Source organism: Akkermansia muciniphila (assembly GCF_030848305.1).
Classification (GTDB): Bacteria; Verrucomicrobiota; Verrucomicrobiia; order Verrucomicrobiales; family Akkermansiaceae; genus Akkermansia; species Akkermansia muciniphila_A.
This window is the reverse complement of the sequence record NZ_CP114598.1, coordinates 587,778-604,442: the sequence shown is the minus strand read 5'-3', so window position 1 is coordinate 604,442 and position 16,665 is coordinate 587,778. Positions and strand designations below refer to the sequence as shown.

General features: G+C 53.9%; 14 protein-coding genes. 3 read left to right on the top strand and 11 right to left on the bottom strand.

Annotation, left to right across the window (positions count from 1 at the left end; all coding sequences use genetic code 11):
• Positions 1-11: 11 nt before the first annotated feature.
• The 3 genes from bioA to O4G22_RS02700 all read right to left on the bottom strand — a co-directional run bounded on the left by bioA (position 12) and on the right by O4G22_RS02700 (position 3,941).
• Positions 12-1,361: an adenosylmethionine--8-amino-7-oxononanoate transaminase gene (gene bioA / locus O4G22_RS02710; RefSeq protein WP_290489644.1), complete on the bottom strand. Its 1,350-nt coding sequence runs from the start codon at positions 1,359-1,361 to the stop codon at positions 12-14.
• 28 nt (positions 1,362-1,389) lie between these two features.
• A complete protein-coding gene (bioB, locus tag O4G22_RS02705) occupies positions 1,390-2,355 on the bottom strand; it encodes a biotin synthase BioB (protein ID WP_306702098.1) in 966 nt (321 codons plus the stop codon).
• A gap of 92 nt (positions 2,356-2,447) precedes the next feature.
• The gene (locus tag O4G22_RS02700) at positions 2,448-3,941 is read right to left on the bottom strand and encodes an arylsulfatase (RefSeq protein ID WP_306702097.1); all 1,494 of its coding nucleotides are present in this window, start codon (positions 3,939-3,941) and stop codon (positions 2,448-2,450) included.
• Between the two features lie 808 nt (positions 3,942-4,749).
• Here O4G22_RS02700 and O4G22_RS02695 point away from each other — a divergent pair.
• Positions 4,750-7,008, top strand: coding sequence for a YfhO family protein (locus O4G22_RS02695; RefSeq protein WP_306702096.1), 2,259 nt, complete (start codon positions 4,750-4,752; stop codon positions 7,006-7,008).
• Between the two features lie 43 nt (positions 7,009-7,051).
• On the opposite strand, the gene O4G22_RS02690 is transcribed toward O4G22_RS02695, so the two are convergent.
• The 6 genes from O4G22_RS02690 to rplU form a co-directional block, all read right to left on the bottom strand.
• On the bottom strand, positions 7,052-8,305 hold the full coding sequence (locus tag O4G22_RS02690; protein ID WP_306702095.1) for a SufB/SufD family protein: 1,254 nt from the start codon (positions 8,303-8,305) through the stop codon (positions 7,052-7,054).
• An 11-nt stretch (positions 8,306-8,316) separates the two neighbouring features.
• Positions 8,317-9,753, bottom strand: a complete 1,437-nt coding sequence (gene sufB / locus O4G22_RS02685) for a Fe-S cluster assembly protein SufB (protein WP_046436700.1) — start codon at positions 9,751-9,753, stop codon at positions 8,317-8,319.
• 22 nt (positions 9,754-9,775) lie between these two features.
• Positions 9,776-10,534 (bottom strand): Fe-S cluster assembly ATPase SufC, encoded by a 759-nt coding sequence (sufC, locus tag O4G22_RS02680; protein ID WP_180975542.1) that lies wholly within the window; start codon positions 10,532-10,534, stop codon positions 9,776-9,778.
• A 15-nt stretch (positions 10,535-10,549) separates the two neighbouring features.
• A complete protein-coding gene (locus O4G22_RS02675) occupies positions 10,550-10,990 on the bottom strand; it encodes a Fur family transcriptional regulator (RefSeq protein WP_031930286.1) in 441 nt (146 codons plus the stop codon).
• Positions 10,991-11,145: 155 nt separating this feature from the next.
• Positions 11,146-11,409: a 50S ribosomal protein L27 gene (gene rpmA / locus O4G22_RS02670; protein WP_012419538.1), complete on the bottom strand. Its 264-nt coding sequence runs from the start codon at positions 11,407-11,409 to the stop codon at positions 11,146-11,148.
• Between the two features lie 26 nt (positions 11,410-11,435).
• Positions 11,436-11,753 carry a 50S ribosomal protein L21 gene (rplU, locus tag O4G22_RS02665; RefSeq protein ID WP_094136932.1) on the bottom strand — a complete coding sequence of 106 codons (318 nt, stop codon included), beginning with the start codon at positions 11,751-11,753 and terminating at the stop codon, positions 11,436-11,438.
• An 88-nt stretch (positions 11,754-11,841) separates the two neighbouring features.
• Between rplU and tsaE the strand changes: the two genes are divergently transcribed.
• The gene (tsaE, locus tag O4G22_RS02660) at positions 11,842-12,291 is read left to right on the top strand and encodes a tRNA (adenosine(37)-N6)-threonylcarbamoyltransferase complex ATPase subunit type 1 TsaE (protein ID WP_102738649.1); all 450 of its coding nucleotides are present in this window, start codon (positions 11,842-11,844) and stop codon (positions 12,289-12,291) included.
• 6 nt (positions 12,292-12,297) lie between these two features.
• Here the strand turns inward: tsaE and O4G22_RS02655 are convergent, their stop codons facing one another.
• Complete coding sequence (locus O4G22_RS02655) at positions 12,298-13,116, bottom strand: alpha/beta hydrolase (RefSeq protein WP_102738650.1); 819 nt, start codon at positions 13,114-13,116, stop codon at positions 12,298-12,300.
• A complete protein-coding gene (locus O4G22_RS02650; protein ID WP_306702094.1) occupies positions 13,113-13,580 on the bottom strand; it encodes a hypothetical protein in 468 nt (155 codons plus the stop codon). The genes O4G22_RS02655 and O4G22_RS02650 overlap by 4 nt, the downstream gene beginning before the upstream one ends.
• 233 nt (positions 13,581-13,813) lie before the next feature.
• Between O4G22_RS02650 and O4G22_RS02645 the strand changes: the two genes are divergently transcribed.
• The gene (locus O4G22_RS02645) at positions 13,814-15,994 is read left to right on the top strand and encodes an NPCBM/NEW2 domain-containing protein (RefSeq protein WP_306702093.1); all 2,181 of its coding nucleotides are present in this window, start codon (positions 13,814-13,816) and stop codon (positions 15,992-15,994) included.
• The last annotated feature ends 671 nt before the right edge of the window (positions 15,995-16,665 follow it).

The window sequence follows — 16,665 nt, the reverse complement described above, 5'->3', positions numbered from 1 at the left end:
GGGGCGGCAGCTCAGCCCAGCACCTTGCGGATGCAGGAAGCGCAGATGGATACGGCTTCCTCCATTTCCTCTGGAGAAATAACGAGGGGGGGATTGAAATACAGGACGTCGCCCAGGGGGCGGAGCAGCAGTCCCCGTTTAAGGGCTTCCCTGTAAATCCGGTATCCCATCCGTTGTTCGGACGGAAAGCTTTTTTTGGTTTCCCTGTTTTCCACCAGTTCAATGGCGTTCACCAGTCCCAGGCTGCGTATTTCCCCCACGTGGGGATGATCCCCCAGGGTCTCCATAATCATCCGTCGGAAAAGAGGGGCCTTTTCCTGCGCCCGGGGAATGATTTGTTCCTCGTCCAGGACCTTCAGCACGGCGAGAGCGGCGGAGCACCCCAGCGGATTGCCGGAATAGGTATGGCTGTGCATGAACGCTTTTCCTTCCCTGTAGTCCGCATAAAAGGCGTCGTAAATTTTCTGCGTGGTGATGGTGATGGACATGGGCATATAACCGCCCGTGAGCCCTTTGGAGACGCACATGATGTCCGGGGAAACGCCGGCCTGGTCACAGGCGAACATGCTCCCCGTACGGCCAAAACCGGTGGCGATTTCATCCGCGATGAGGTGCACGTTGTAGGCGTCGCACAGGGAGCGCAGTTTCGCCAGATAGGCGGGAGGGTACATCCGCATGCCCGCGGAGCCCTGGAGCAGGGGTTCCACCAGCAGGGCTGCGCATTCGTCTCCATGGCGCGCAAAGGCTTCCTGTGCCGCGTCAATGCATTCCGCCTGGCAGCAGCCGCGTTTGTTCCCCTTGGGGCAGCGGTAGCAATCCGGGGCGGGAATGCGCACGATGTCCAGCAGAAGAGGCCTGTAAAGTTCCGAGTACAGGTCCAGGCCTCCTGCGGAGAGGGCTCCCAGGGTTTCTCCGTGATAGGCGTCGCTCAGGGACATGAAACGTACTTTCTGGCGGTTTCCGGTCTGGTAGTGGTATTGGAAACTCATTTTCATCGCGGATTCGATGGATGCCGAACCGTTATCGGAGAAATTGAATTTGCAGAGCCCCCGCGGAATTTTCTTCATCAGTTCTTCACACAGGGTGATAGCCGGCCTGTGCGAGAAGTTGGCGAAGATGACATGCTCCAGGGAATCAAGCTGTTCCTTGATGGCGCGGTTGATTTTGGGGTGGGAGTGGCCCAGCAGGTTGCACCACCAGGAGCTGACCACGTCCAGATAGCGTTTCCCGTCCACATCATACAGGCTGACGCCTTTCCCGTGGTCGATCACGATAGGAGGCAGCGTTTCGTAATCCTTCATCTGGGAACAGGGATGCCAGATGTATTCCAGATCTTTTTTTGACCAGTCGGAGTGGTTCATGGCAAAAGTCGCGGAAGTGGGGCGGATTTTATTTCATGCGGACTTCATATCCCAGTTCCGCCAGCATGGCCAGGTCTTCCCGGATGGTGACGCCGGCGGTGGTGAGCATGTCTCCGGAGATGGCGGCATTCGCTCCGGACATGAAGATTTTCCTGCCGTGGTCCTTCATGGTGTTCCTTCCGGCGGCGATGCGGACGAAGCCGTCCGGCATGATGAACCGCACCAGGGCCACGATGCGCAGCTGCTCTTCCTCTCCCAGAGGAGTCATGTTCGCGTACGGCGTTCCGGGAATGGGGGTCAGAAAGTTGACGGGCATGGATTTGATGCCCAGCGCGGCAATGTCCATGTACATGTCTATCCGGTCCTCCATGGTTTCTCCAAGCCCCATGATGCCGCCGCTGCAAACTTCCAGCCCGGCTTCCAGCGCCCATTTGATGGTTTGCAGTTTGTCGTCGTACGTATGGGTGGTGCAAACGTTTGGAAAATTGCGGCGGGAGGTTTCCAGGTTATTGTGGTAGCGTGAAACGCCCGCGGCTTTCAACTGCTCGCAGTGCTTCTTGGAAATAAGGCCGTGGGAGGCGCAGAGAGAGATGCCGCAATGTTCGGCGATGTGCCGGTAACTGGCGCAGAGCCGGTCCACGTTTTCATCCGTCAGCCTCTTGCCGGAGGTGACGATGGAGTAACGCAGAATGCCGCGTTCGTCATTGTACCTGGCCCCCGCCAGGAGGGCTTCATCACTTAAAAGGGGATATTCCTCCACTGCCGTGGAGTAGTGGGCGGACTGGGCGCAGTATTTGCAGTTTTCCGAACATTTGCCGCTGCGGCCGTTGATGATGGTGCAGAGGTCGAAGATATTCCCGCAGAAATGTTCCCGGATGGCGTTGGCCGCCTGGCACAACTCTTCCAGCGGTTCCCGGCTGAGGGCTATCAATTCTTCTCTGGAGCAGGAACCGCCCCCGAGAACCCTGGAAAGGAGGGAAGATGTCAGACTCATGAGTGAAAGACTAATCCCGGAGCCGTTCGCGTCAAGGGCAGAATGGCGGCGGAGGCGGATCGTGGGGCCTTCTTTCCCGCTTTCTTGTTCGGCTATTGTTCCGGGGCCCTGTAACGCAGGGCCTGGAATCCGGGGGCGGGTTGGTATTCCCTGTCCAGAATGGCGATGGCTCTGTTGATCAGGTCACGGTTTTCTGCGGCGATATTATTTTTCTCTGCGGGGTCTTTCACGATATCGTACACTTCCCAGTTGTCCGGTTTTTTACCGGGAAACAGGTTGCGGCGGATGACTTTCTTGGAGTCGAAACGGACGGCTACCTGGCCGCCGTAGCCTCCTCCTGCCCAAACCAGGGGTTTCCTGTCATGCAGGGCGGATTTTTTACCCAGAAGGACAGGGGAGAGGTCCGTTCCCAGCGGGGAACCTGCATCCGCTCCCGTCAGAGCGCACAGCGTAGGCATCACGTCCGCATGGAAGGCCGGCTGGGCAATGGTTTTTCCCGGAGCTATTTTCCCAGGCCAGCGGATAATGCCGGGGACACGTATGCCGCCTTCATAAAGCTGTCCTTTCAATCCTTTGAGATCGGCTACGGAGTTGAAAAAACGGTGGTCCACCCCTCCTGCATCATGGGTGGTGCCGTTGTCACTGGTAAAAATGACGATGGTGTTTTTGTCCAGGCCGCAGGCTTTCAGCGTGTCCAGCAGGCGTCCCACGTTGTGGTCCATCTGGGAAATCATGCCTGCATAGGCGGCCCGGGGGCGGGGATGGGGCAGATAGCCCCGGTTGCCGCGGTAGGGGGATGGGTCCCATTCGCGGGGATAGCGGTCAATCCATTCCTGAAGAGGCTGCATAGCCACATGGGGTTCCAGCGGGGCGTAATACAGGAAAAACGGTTGTTTGCCATGGGCCTTTTCCCTCACAAATTCCAGCATTTTATCCGCAATAAGATCGGAACTGTGCTGTTCCGCGCGGTAGGTGTCCGCCAGAACTTCCCCTTTGGGCTGGGAACCGTGTCCGATGGTGGCGGCTGTCAGGGAAGTGTTGAGAACTTCTTTCTTTCCGTTATTCCAGAGGTATGGAGGATAGTAGGTGTGGCAGGCTTTCTGGTCCGTGTAGCCATAGAACCTGTCCACGCCGTGTTTGTCCGGCGCTCCGGTGGAGCCGAAATCCCCAATACCCCATTTACCGAATACCGCTGTGGCGTAACCGGCTTTTTTCATGGCTTCCGGCAGAGTGTAGGTTTTTTCTTCGATAGGCCAGTCTCCTTTGAGGTCGCGCCAGTTTTCGCCCGCGTCCACGCGTTTCAAATCCTGTACGTCGCAGCTGCCCGTATGCTTGCCCGTCATCAGCACGTTGCGGGAGGGGGAACAAACCGGAGCCCCGGAATAGAAATAAACCCATCGCTGTCCTTCGGATGCCAGCCTGTCAATGTTCGGGGTTTTAATTTTTTTCTGGCCGTAGCAGCCCACTTCCGCCCAGCCAAGATCATCCGCATTGATGAGGACCACATTGGGCCGTGCCGCTTCCGCCACAGACAGCATCAGCAGGGAAAAGGCGGCGGAGAGAGTGATGTTGTAAAAGGTGACCATACGATAATAATAACGGAGGAACACTCTCCCCTGTTTCAAAAAACAGTTTCTCTTTCCTTGCCGGATGAGAGGCTCACATGGCGAACCTGCCGGTTTCCTTTTATTTCGGATTACTTATTTATTCACGCTGTTCCTGTTTGTTCTGGTTCTTCTTTCTTTATGTGGAATGACGAACCACCAGTATTTGTTCCCTCAATTTATTTGTCGGACAGGTCATCAACCGGCGGCAAGGCTATTTCTTATCATCCCCGCCAGATTTTTTGATGCATTGCTCAAGATGCTGAACCGGAAATTCAGAATGAAAATAGTTCCTGGTGAAGCGTTTTTCAATAAGACAGCTCTTCCTTGAGGGGGAGGGCGGATTTACAATCCGTTACGGATAGGAAACGGGAAAAGTCATCTTGTTCTCAGAGAAAGTGCCGATCTTCACAGTTATTGGAACGAGGCTCCGCTTTAACATGCAACGGACTCCATGAAAGAGGATTTGCCAAAATTCTACTTCAAGCCCGGAGATCGTAGAAATTTTCTGTGTTCACGTCACAAGGGTGCGCCCAGGCAGATTTTTGTTCTGCATAAAATCCCCTGATACGTAAAGGAACAACGTTGCAAGTTCTTTTCCCTTAGAGTTACAACTTGACTCCGGATTGTAAATCCGCTAAAAAAAGGCGTTCCGATACGTTGATTTGATTCCTGAATTGAAGGAGAACGATAGATGCCGGTTTTTAACAATTCTGTGGGAAAATTCATTCGTTCCTTTGCAGGGATTTGATTCGGGTATGCATGGGGCCAATGCCAGATTTTATGATAAATGAATTGTAAAAAAATAGAAAAAGTTTCCTTGTGGTGGGGGATAATCATTTGGGCTGCGCTTGTACTGCTTTTTTTTGCTCCTGCCGTGTTCGGGGGAAAGGTTTTAGCTCCGGTGGATTGTGTGGAGTGCCTGTTCAGACCTTTCGCGGTTCAGCCAATGGAGGAAGTCCATAACCAATATAACGTGGATGGGGCTTCGCAATATTTGCCTTATAGCTGGGCGATGCAGCAGTCCTGGCAAAGTGACGGGTATATGGGATGGAACCCTTATACCCACAATGGCACTTCCCTGCCGGAAAACACCATGTTAAGCCCGGGGGATTGGCATCATTGGTTATTTGGTTTTCTTCCTTTCTGGACGGCATGGGATGCGGGAATCTGGATGCAGTTTTTTATAGCGGGGCTGGGGATGATCCTTCTGCTGAAATCCAGGGGAATTCCCGTTCCGTACGTATTGCTGGGAGCCGTGAGTTTCAGTTTTTATTCCCAGTTTATTATGTGGATATATGACCGGTGGCTTGGTGGAATGATTTGGGCTCCGTTGATTGTCTGGTCCCTGTTGGAAGGGAGAAGAAAAAACAAATGGGTGCATATTCCCTCTATTCTTTTTATTGCTCTTGGATTCAGAGGCGGCCATCTGCAAGCGTGTCTCTTTGTTTTTCTTTTGGTGCTGTGCGTGTTTCTTGCGGATTGGTGGAAACGGACAGATCGCTGGTCTTGGAAAGTTTTTCTGAAATCATCTTCTTTTTATTTGATCTCCGGATTTTTGGCGGCGTTGCTTTCCTTGGACGTTTTTGTGGATACCCTGCCGCGTATGGAAGGCTGTAAAAGCCTGCCGTTTGTCTGGGGACTGGAAAATCTTCCTTTTTTGGTCACGTCTGTGATGCCGACGCTCTTCGGCATTCCTCAGACAATCAGTATTCCCAAAGTGATCGGCGCTGATTTGTTCGATATCAAGTTTGGTGGAGGAGTTGTTTTCGTGCTGGCTGTTCTGGCATTGTTTAACCGACGGGCACCGTTGACGGCCAAGTTCTGTTTTCTTGTCAGTTTCATTATTTCATGCACTCCTCTTTCTACTTTTCTTTATTCACGTTCCACGGTTGTGATGGCCTTTGGAATGAGCTGGCTTGCCGGATGGCAGTTATTTGACCTTGGGCGGCAGCCAGCTCTTCCTGTCTGGCGCAGACTTGCCTGGTGGGGAATTGGAATCTTGTGCGTATGGCTTGGCGTGTCGGTAGCCGTTCAGTGCTTCCATGAACCATTGCTGTTAAAATTGCATGGCTTTATTGACGGAAACATAACGACTTCTCAGCAACAATACCGTCATTCCTGGTATTTGTTCAGAAGCGAGCGTCTCCTGGACCAGTTGATGATTTGGGATTGGCGCAATGTTTCATTAATTTTTTTGGTCGGCATAGGGGGCTGGGCTTGTTCCCGCCTGAATATGTCCAGCCGTTATCCGAAGTGGTGGGCGGGACTTGTGGTGTTATGTACCTTTGGGGAGCAGCTGGTGTTTTCTTCTTCTTGGCTTGCCTATTCCGATAAACCGGAAAGTGGCTGTCTTTATAAAGAACCGAAATGGATGCCCGAGTTCCGCGGTCATGTGGGGGATGGCGCCGTTGTCATCGTCAATCCTCATAATGATTTGGATTTTCTATGTACCAATCATTTATCCACATATGGAATAAGATTGGCTTCAGGCTATGAAACGGTACAGCCCAAATATTTGAGACCTTTGTCGGATGGACATTATCATCCGAAAGATTATGCCATGGCCGGCATTTCCCATTTGCTGTGCGATGCCAGAGCCGGAAAACCACGCCTTGACGGGTGGATTCTGGTTCAGGAAACGGGAAATTTCTTCTTGCTGGAAAATCCCTTGTACCGTGGACGCTATTTCGTCCGCGCCCAAGGGGAAGAAAATCATTTTTCCCCTGTTGTTCCGGATTGGAGAACGAATAATAAAATCCATGTTACCGTGCCGCCAGGAACAAAGGAATTGTCTGTGCTTGAGAGCTATTCCAGGGGATGGAGCGCCCGCACCGGGAAGGGGGAAGAGCTTCCTTTATCCAGTACTGAGCGTTATTCCATTCTTGTTTCTGTCCCGGATTCGGAGCAGCAGACGGAAATCCTCCTTCAGTACCATACGCCTTACCGTGAATGGTATTACAGCATGATGGGGGGAACGGCCCTGTTTCTGCTTGTGACAGTTTTCTTGCAGCGGCGCATGAATGCCAGGACGGGAAAGAGGGGATAGGGAGGACCTTCTCTCCGTCTTTTTTGTTTTCATGAAATAGCGGTCAGGGCAGGATAAGGCTTTCTACCGCGGCACGTATGGTCTCATCGCCAAATTGGTTCAAGGCATGTTTCAGGAAGCCCTGGGCAATCATGCTGCGCGCCGTCTGCTCCGGAATTCCCCGTGAAAGCAGGTAGAAGATTTCTTCCGGAGAAATGGAGGATGTGGCGGAACCGTGCGAACACTGCACTCTGTCCGCCAGGATTTCCAGGCCGGGAATGGAGTTGGCTTCCGCTCTGGGGCTGAGAATGAGATTACGGTTGCTTTGATAGGCGCTGGTGTCATGCGCTCCTTCCGCCACCAGGATCATGCCGCTGAAAATGCTGCTGGCTTCGTCGTCAAGCACGTTGGCGTAAAGCAGGTTGCTGGAGGCTCCGCGGTAAAGGTGCTTCTGGCAGGTTCTCTGGTCCAGCTTCTTGTTTTCCTTGAGATGGTTGGCGGAAAGCAGGCGGACTCCTGCGCCGTCTCCGTTCAGGATGCAGACCGTCTCCTGCCTGACCCATGCCGCGCCGGGATGGCTGACGAGATGTTCCATTTCCGCGGAATCATCCGCCATCATATGGGAAAGCTCCACGGCACGGGAATGGCTGTTAAGTTCCTGAACCAGCGCGTATTTGACAGATGACGCGGAGGAAAGATGGTACTGCTGGAGCGCTCCGCAGAATTGGCGGCCATGGTCTGCGCTAATGTGGCGTTCCAGAATACGCAGGCGGCTTCCGGTTTCCGCAATGAGCAGCGTGGAGGGAAAAACGGCCACGTTATCTCCGGAAATGAAGTGGAGTATTTCCAGAGGGAGGGAGATTTCCCTGCCCGCCATAATAACCAGCCCGTTGTGCTGGAGGGCCGTAGCCAATGCCGACAGTTTTTCGGAACCGAGCGTTTCCGTCTCTGTTTCCAGGTATTTCCGGGCGGTGTCCGGGCATTGCAGCACAAAGTCTTCCATATCCATTACGGAAAGCCCTTCCGGCAGTTCTTCCGGGATGGAAACGGGGATTCCGTTGGCGTAGACAATGCGGAGGGCCTCCGGCATGGAGGCACGTTCCCTGATGATGGGGGCCAAGGTTTCCGGATCTGCAGGAGGAGCCGCTTCCACATGTTCCAGGGATTCGTTGCCGGGGGCGCCGAAACGCCAGGATTCCATATGGCGGGAAGGTTCCGGAAGCTGTTCCGCCTGCTCCAGGGCATGGCGGCGCCGGGCTTCAAACCATGCGGGAAGAAAGCCTGCGGGGAATTGTTCTTCGTTAAGCAAATGATCCATTATTTCCCTCCTTATCCGATGCTGTCTTCCATTTCCAGATCAATGAGCCTGCGCAGCTCCACAGAGTATTCCATGGGGAATTCCTGAACGAGGTCGTTAATGAATCCATTGACGGCCAGGGACATCGCCGCAGCTTTCGGAATGCCCCGCTGCTGCATGTAAAAAAGCATTTCTTCGGAGACCTGGGAGACGGACGCCTCATGCTGCACCGTGCCTCCATCCCCTTTTACCGTGATGGCGGGGTAGGTGTCCGTACGGCTGTTGGCCGCCAGAAGAAGGGCGTCGCATTCCGTGTTGTTTTTGCAACCCTTGAGCCCTTTGCCCATGATTACCTGGCCCCGGTAGCTGGCGCGCCCTTCGCCAATGCTGATGGATTTGGAAACGATGTTGGACGTAGTGTCGTCCGCCGCATGGATCATTTTGGCCCCCGTATCTTGATGCTGGCCCGTGTTTGCCAGGGCGATGGAGATGACTTCCCCGCGCGCGCGCCTGCCCTTGAGCACCACAGCCGGGTATTTCATGGTGAGGCCGGAGCCAATGTTGCAGTCTATCCAGCGGATTTCCGCATCTTCCATGGCAAGGCCGCGTTTGGTGACCATGTTGAAGACATTGGAGGACCAGTTTTGCACGGTGACGTACTGAATTTTCGCTCCCTTGAGCGCGACCAGCTCCACAACGGCGGAGTGGAGGGTGGAAGTTTCAAACTGGGGAGCCGTGCATCCTTCCATGTACATGAGTTCCGCGCCTTCGTCCGCAATGATGAGAGTTCTTTCGAACTGCCCGAAATTTTCCGAGTTGATGCGGAAGTAGGCCTGGAGAGGATGTTTGAGTTTAACCCCTTTGGGCACGTAAATAAAGGAACCTCCGGAAAATACCGCGCTGTTCAGGGCGGAGAATTTGTTGTCTCCCGTGGGAATGACTTTTCCAAACCAGGGGCGGAAGACGTCTTCATGGTGTTTCAGGCCTTCCGTGGAGTTGACGAAGATAACGCCCTGGCTGCGGAGTTCCTCCTTCATGTTAGAGTAGGCGGATTCGGAGTCGTACTGGGCTTCCACGCCCGCCAGAAACTGGCGTTCCTGTTCCGGGACGCCCAGGCGTTCGAAGGTGCGCTTGACGTCCTCCGGCACGTCGTCCCAGCTTCGTTTGGGCCGTTCTCCGTCGGAGAGGTAGTAGCGGATTTGGGAGAAATCTATTTTTTTAATATCCGGAGAAGCCCAGTGGGTGGGCATGGGCTTGCTTTCAAAAACGGCAAGCGCGTTTTTGCGGAACTGGCGCACCCATTCCGGGTCGTCCTTGACGTCGCAGATGTAGTCAATGGTGGCCTCCGTCAGGCCGTATCCGGCATCAAATTTATGGCGCTCCGGGAAGGAGAAGTTTCCCTTGCTCCGGTCGAAGTCAAACAGGTTCTGTGTGTTCCCGTTCTCTGGCATGTCAGGTGTATCGCTCATGATTGATGGCCGGATGGCGGCATTACGCCTTTTCCGCTGTTTCCGTGTCTTTCAGGAACTCGTATCCCCTGCTTTCCAGTTCGTCCACCAGTTCTCCGCCTCCGGTCCGGACGATCCGCCCGTCAGCCAGCACGTGGACCACATCCGGCCTAATGTAGTCCAGCAGGCGTTTGTAGTGGGTGATGACCAGGAAGCTGCGGAAGGGGGACCGCATGGAGTTGACCCCTTCCGAGACAATGCGGAGGGCATCGATGTCCAGGCCGGAATCCGTTTCATCCAGAATGGCGTACAGGGGGTCCAGAAGAAGCATTTGCAGCACCTCATTGCGCTTTTTCTCTCCACCGGAAAAACCTTCGTTAACGGCGCGGGACGTAAATTTGCGGGCCATGCCGAGCTGGTCCATTTTTGCATAGAGCGTTTTGTAGAAGGTGACCGCATCCAGTTCCTCCCCGTGGGGCATGCGGGCCTGCATGGCCGCTCGAAGGAAGTTGGCGTTGGAGACGCCGGGAACTTCCATGGGATACTGGAATGCCAGGAAGAGTCCCGCCCTGCTGCGCTCGTCAATGCTCATATCCAGCAGGTTCTGTCCGTCCAGCCAGGCTTCCCCCTCCGTTACCTCATAGTCCGGATGTCCGCAAAGCACTTTGGATAAAGTGCTTTTCCCGGAACCGTTGGGCCCCATGATCGCATGCACCTCTCCTTTGGGAATTTCCAGATTGATGCCTTTAAGTATTTCCGTGCCTTGCACATTGGCGTGCAAATTTTTAATGACCAGACTCATGATGATGAAAGAGAGTTAGCCCTGCGGCGTGGTGATGGACCCCCTCAGGGTGATTTGGGCTTCTTCCACGCACACGTCGTCGGGCAGGTTGATGAATTCCTTCAGGTCCACGCCTTCCTTGATGGTGATGTCATAAATGCGTCCGGTCCGGGTGTCCTGGAAGTGACCGTGCTCAACGAGGTTGGGACAGAAGCGGGAAGAGCTACGTTCAAAGTTGACCTGATTGACCAGGCCGTGGTTTACCAGAGCCTCCAGGCAGTTGTAAACGGTGGCCAGGGAAATGCTGGGGAGTTTTTTGCGTACCCGCTGGTAAACTTCATTGGCCGTAGGATGATCCCTTTGTTCCAGAAGAACCTGATAGACTTCCTGCCTTTGCTTGGTAAGTCTCAACCCGGAAATGACCGGCAGGGTAGAGGCGGTGCGGACGGCCTGCTTGGAATCTGTTTTGGGATTCATATCTTATTTTTCATGCTCTGCGTGGATAGTGGGGGAGGGGTAATTGTTTTGCAAGAACAATTCCTGTTATTTATTGGAGCGCGGAGAAGGGTAGAAAAAGGGGCGGTCATCCCTGTGGATGGCCGCCCCTGCAGGGAGATAGAGTAATCCGTAATTTAGTTGGCGGCTTCAGATCCTTCCGGAGCCACATTGACGCGGCGGCCTTCGCGGTCAAAGAACACGCGGCCGTCCACCAGGGAGAAGATGGTGTAGTCACGACCCATGCCTACGCCCTTGCCGGGGTGCCACTTGGTGCCGCGCTGGCGGATGATGATGTTGCCCGCGATCACTTCCTGTCCGCCGAATTTTTTAACGCCGAGGCGCTTGCTGCGGGAGTCGCGACCATTCTTGACAGAACCTTGACCTTTCTTGTGAGCCATAAGATAATAAAAATTAAGGGTTGAAATTAGGCGTTGATAGCGGTGATTTCCAGCTTCGTCATGGCGCGGCGGGAACCTTTTTTCTTGTGGAAGCCCTTGCGGCGCTTGAATTTGAAAGCGATGATCTTTTTGCCGCGGAACTGGCTGACCACCTTGGCGGAGACTGTAGCTCCTTCCACCATAGGGGCGCCGACGGTCACTTTTCCGTCATTTTCCACCATAAGCACCTGATCGAAGCTTGCTTCGGCCCCCTCTTCAAGGGTATTGATGCATTCAACGTCGATCACGTCGCCCGTCTGGACGCGGTACTGCTTGCCACCTGTTTTGAAAATTGCGTATGCCATTGCTATCACTGTTAAGGTTCGCCCGCAGATGCGGGAGCCGCAATAAACCATATGACTTTCTTTTAGACAAGCAAAATTTCATGGAAAAATGAGCGAATGGCATAAAATTTTTAAAAACGGCCCCGTTTTGACTCATTCCCCGGAGGAAATGAGGGAACTGGGAAGGCGAATAGGTAAAATTTTAATGCCCGGTGAAATTCTGGGCGTGGTGGGTGAGCTGGGGGCCGGAAAGACGCACCTGACCCAGGGCATTATGGAGGGGCTGGGGAGCTCCGAGGCGGCAGCCAGCCCGACATTTTCCCTGGTGCATGAGCATGCTGACGGCCGTCTGCCGGCGTGCCATTTTGATTTTTACCGCCTGAAGGATGAGTCCGAGCTGACCGGCATAGGGTGGGAAGAGTATCTGGACGGAGAGACCGTGCTCATTGTCGAATGGGCCAACCTGTTTCCGGAAGCGCTTCCGGAAGAAGCCTCATGGCTGTTGCTGGAACATGAAGGAAGCTGCCTGCGCCGCGTGTCTCTGGCCCCTGCGGAATGAAACGGATTAGTACCCGATGCTTTGGGAAAACGCTTTGTCAAAGCCGGGGCTGGACCAGATGGTATTATGCATGGCTCCGGGGAATTCCTGGTAGCTGACCGGTACGGAGAAACAGTCCCGAAGCCGTTTGGCGTGGTTCGGCGGAATGACTTCATCCGCTCCCGCGGCCAGAATGCTGACAGGGCAGGCGACTTTGGGCGCGGCCAGGTCCGACCGGAAGTGGTCCGGAAGGAGAAGCCTGACGGGCAGGTACGGAAAGAGGCCCCGGGCGGTTTCCAGAAGGCTGTCAAAAGGAACCAGCAGCACCAGTTTTTTTACGTGCCTGACAGAGGCTACCTGGGTAGCGACTCCGGAACCGAGGCTTTGCCCGACCAGAATGACGTCATCCGGCGTTCTTCCGGTTTCCTTCAGAACGGAGTCAAGAATAGCCAGGGAGTCTCCCATGATATCCTGTTCCGTGGGGATGCCGGTGCTGAGCCCGTACCCGCGGTAATTGACCAGGAGCTTGGCATGGGGAAACCGGTCCAGGTAGGGAAGCATCATGGAGATGTCCATGGCGTTTCCCCCATAATATACCAGGAGGGGCTGCCCCTTCTTTTCAATAAGCCAGCCGCTGAGTTTGGCCCCATTATGGTGGAAGGTGCGCCGATGCGGTTCCCAGGCGGCCCGTTTTTCCAGATACGCGGTTTTGTCCCTGGGCTGGGGCGGCAGGTACACCAGGGAGCGGACGGAGCACTGGAGGCACGCCAGGGCCAGCGCTCCGGCAAGCAGAAGTGTGCACGGGATTTTCCATGTTCCCGTTTTCAGTAGCCTCAGAAGGTTCATGGGAAATTTTTCTTCGTGATTATGGTTCCGGCTGTCCCGGTGCGGAGCCGGGCTGTGCCCCGTTCCCGGCAGCTCCAGCCGTTCAGGAGGGCCGTTTTGCCGTCCGCGTCCAGGCAGTTTACATCATTCAGGAGTACTTCCTGGGAGGGCGTTTTGAAATGCAGCACTGTGGAAGATGCTCCCTGGCTGTATGTTACTGTAGCCGTTTCCGTCCCCCCTCCTGTGCTTTCCAGCGTTCCTCTTCCTTCCCCCAGCGAATGGTAAAAAAGAGTCATGCCGGAAGGGGAATGCCGGGCTTCCCGTTCGGAAACGGGTTCGCTTTCTCCTTCCAGGGCAATCTCCGTTCTGCTGCCGTTGGGGAACCATTCCGCCTGGACGTTATCCGTTTCAAGCGTGGCGCCTCCGCGCCCGCAGGAGGAAAGCGCCAGCGGGATGCCGGGCAGTAGGAAGAATGCTGATCGCATGGAAACAGTGTTCCTGAATTTGACGGGGAAGGCAATCTCTCTTTTTTCTTAATGATGGTCTTTTTCAGGGATTGAAATTTTTCCGATAGAAGAAAAACGGGAAAAGGGTATAAAGGATATATATGTTCGTCCGGATGTTTTCATGGAGTTTTGCAGCGGCAGCGTGTCTGGCGGGATTTTTCCCGGCGCAGTCCCTAGGCGGGGAAGAAGCTGCCCAATCTGGAGCCATCGCCGTGAAAGTGCCTGCCTCCAGCCTGCTGATGGCCCGCCAGGAGACGGGAGAAACCCGGCTGGACCGTTCTTTCAGTAATGCGGGGTTGAGCATAGGCGGCAAGAAATATGCCACGGGAATCGGTACGCACGCTACGTCCATGATTCCCCTTCCCGTTCCGGAAACCCCGAAAATTCTGAGGCTGGAAGGAGCATGCGGCATTGATGACGGTGCGGATGGGGACGGAAGCGTGGAATTCCGCGTGATGAGCGGTTCCGGGGTTTTGTGGAGTTCCGGCGTGATGAAGAGGGGGATGGCCGCGAAGAAGTTTTCCATTCCGGTGGCGGAAAACGGCATACGGCATCTTTACCTGATGGCCGACCGGGTGGACAACAATTCCTACGATCATGCGGACTGGGTGGACCTGGCCTGGAAGACGGGAGGAAGTGGGCAGGGGGCGAAGGGAGCTGTGGTGAATGCCTCTGAATTCGGCATGGTTCCCGGCGTCAGAAAAGACCAGGGGCCGGCGCTGAGGGCAGCCGTTTCCGCTCTCCGAAAGCAGGGCGGAGGCGTTTTGAACATCCCCGGGGGCGTTTACCATTTTTATCCGGAGGGGGCTTTGAACATGAGCTTCCATATTTCCAACCATGACCAGCCGCTGATTCATCCGGTGTGCGTGCCCCTGGCCGATTTGAGAGATGTCCGCGTGGAGGGCAATGGTTCCCTGTTTCTTTTTCACGGCAAGGTGGTTCCCCTGCTGGTGATGGACTGCGAAAATGTCAGCGTCAACCGTTTGGCCGTGGATTATGAACGGTCCTGGTGCACGGAGGCGCGCGTCATGAAGGCGGACGACCGGTTTACGGAAGTGGAAATAGACAAAAAAGCCTATCCTTACGAAATTCGGAACAACAGATTCGTCTTTCAGGGGAAAGGCTGGGAAGAAGGGATGGGACACTGCATGGCCTTTGAGAAGGGGACGGGACATATCATCGCTAATACATCGGACATCGGCTGGAACGGACATGTGGAGCCGCTGGGCGGGAACCGTCTCCGTCTGGACTGGAACCTCAAGCAGAAGGGAATCAAGCCGGGGGATACGCTGGTGCTACGGAATTACAACCGCCCCCATCCGGGATGCGTGGTGTACCGGGCGCGGAAAACATCACTGAATGACGTATCCCTGCACCAGAGTTCAGGCATGGCCCTGCTGGTCCAGCGGTCGGAGGATTTCCATATGAAAGGCGGCGGAGTCATGGTCAGGAAAGGTACGGGGCGCGTGCACACCGCCGGAGCGGACGCTACCCATTTTTCCAATACCCGGGGCGCAATCGTGGTGGAGAAAGCCCTTTTCGAAGGGATGATGGATGACGCCATCAATGTCCATTCCACCTGCCTGGGCGTGATGGAAGTAGTGGACGGCCATACCCTGAAGTGCAAATACATGCATCGTCAGGCGGTGGGGTTTGAGGTATTTCTTCCCGGTGAAAAAATCCGTTTCATCAACGGTCCTACGCTGGAACCCGGAGGAACGGCCACTGTGAAAACGGCCGTGAAAAAAAGTTCCTCGGAATTGGTGATTACAGTGGAAGAGCCGCTTCCCCCCTCCGTCAGGGCCGGGGATGCCGTGGAGAATGCGGATTTTTACCCTTCCGTGGTTTTCCGCGACAATATCGTCCGCAACAACCGTGCACGAGGATCTCTTTTCACAACTCCGGAGAGAGTGCTGGTGGAGGGCAATTTGTTTGACCATTCCTCCGGCTCCGCCATTCTATTGGCAGGGGATGCCCAGGGGTGGTATGAAAGCGGCGCCTGCCATGAAGTGGTGATCCGCAAAAATACGTTCATTAACAACCTGACCTCGCGCTACCAGTTTACGAATGCCATTATTTCCATTTACCCGGAAGTCAAGCAGCTGGGCAGACAGAAGGATTACTATCATCGCAATGTGCTGATAGAAAATAATGTTTTCAAGACGTTCGATGTGCCGCTGCTGTTCGCCATTTCCACGGACAACCTCAGGTTCATCAATAATAAAGTCATTTACAATGATGAGTTTAAGGGGTGGGGGCAGAAACCTTTCCAATTCAGAAGATGCGCCAATATTCTGATTAAAGATAACAAGGTGCTGCCTCCACGCACATGGACTCTTGAAGACTGCAAGCTGGAAAATACTCCCGCAGACCAGGTTTGTTTTGGTGAGTAAGTTTTTTATTTTAAGCAATATTCATAGAAATTACATTTTCCCGCGGATTACATATCCGGCGGCAATATATTTTCCGGGATAAAAGCATTCAGAGCTTTTCAAAGTTGCAGAGATAAGAAGAGAAATAAATCTATTTGAATATCTGTTCATTGATATTCAATAGAATTGTGATTGTTTTCCTGTAAAAAACAGGAGCCGGAGATGCAGTCCCGCCATATTGACCTGCACTATGTGCCGGGAACAAGAAAGAGCGGGGAAAGGCAATGACGAAGGCGTCAAACATGGCGGATTTTACTTTTTTGTTCTTTTTGTTTCCCTGAATAATCAAAGTTTTTGGATTGATGAAGTTATAATGCATCGTGCGTCATGCAGCAGGGAACGGAAGGCTGCTGGATAAAGTTATTTAATATATTCTGGATATTTTTATCATCCTGTTTTTTCAGGAGGGGGCCAAAGACGCTGGTTGTTTTTTGATTGCGCCGTTTTTACTGCACGGCTGGATCTTATTGCAGGGCAGTGATGTTAACTTCTGCTTTTATGCAATGGGGCCGGCAAGGATGAACGTTCCTGATTTATGCCGGGAAGTGTCGTCTATCGCCGGGGTGGAATCCTTCAAACAGAGAAGCATTGATGTTTTACTGTTGTTTCAACATTTTGAGAAGGGACGGTGT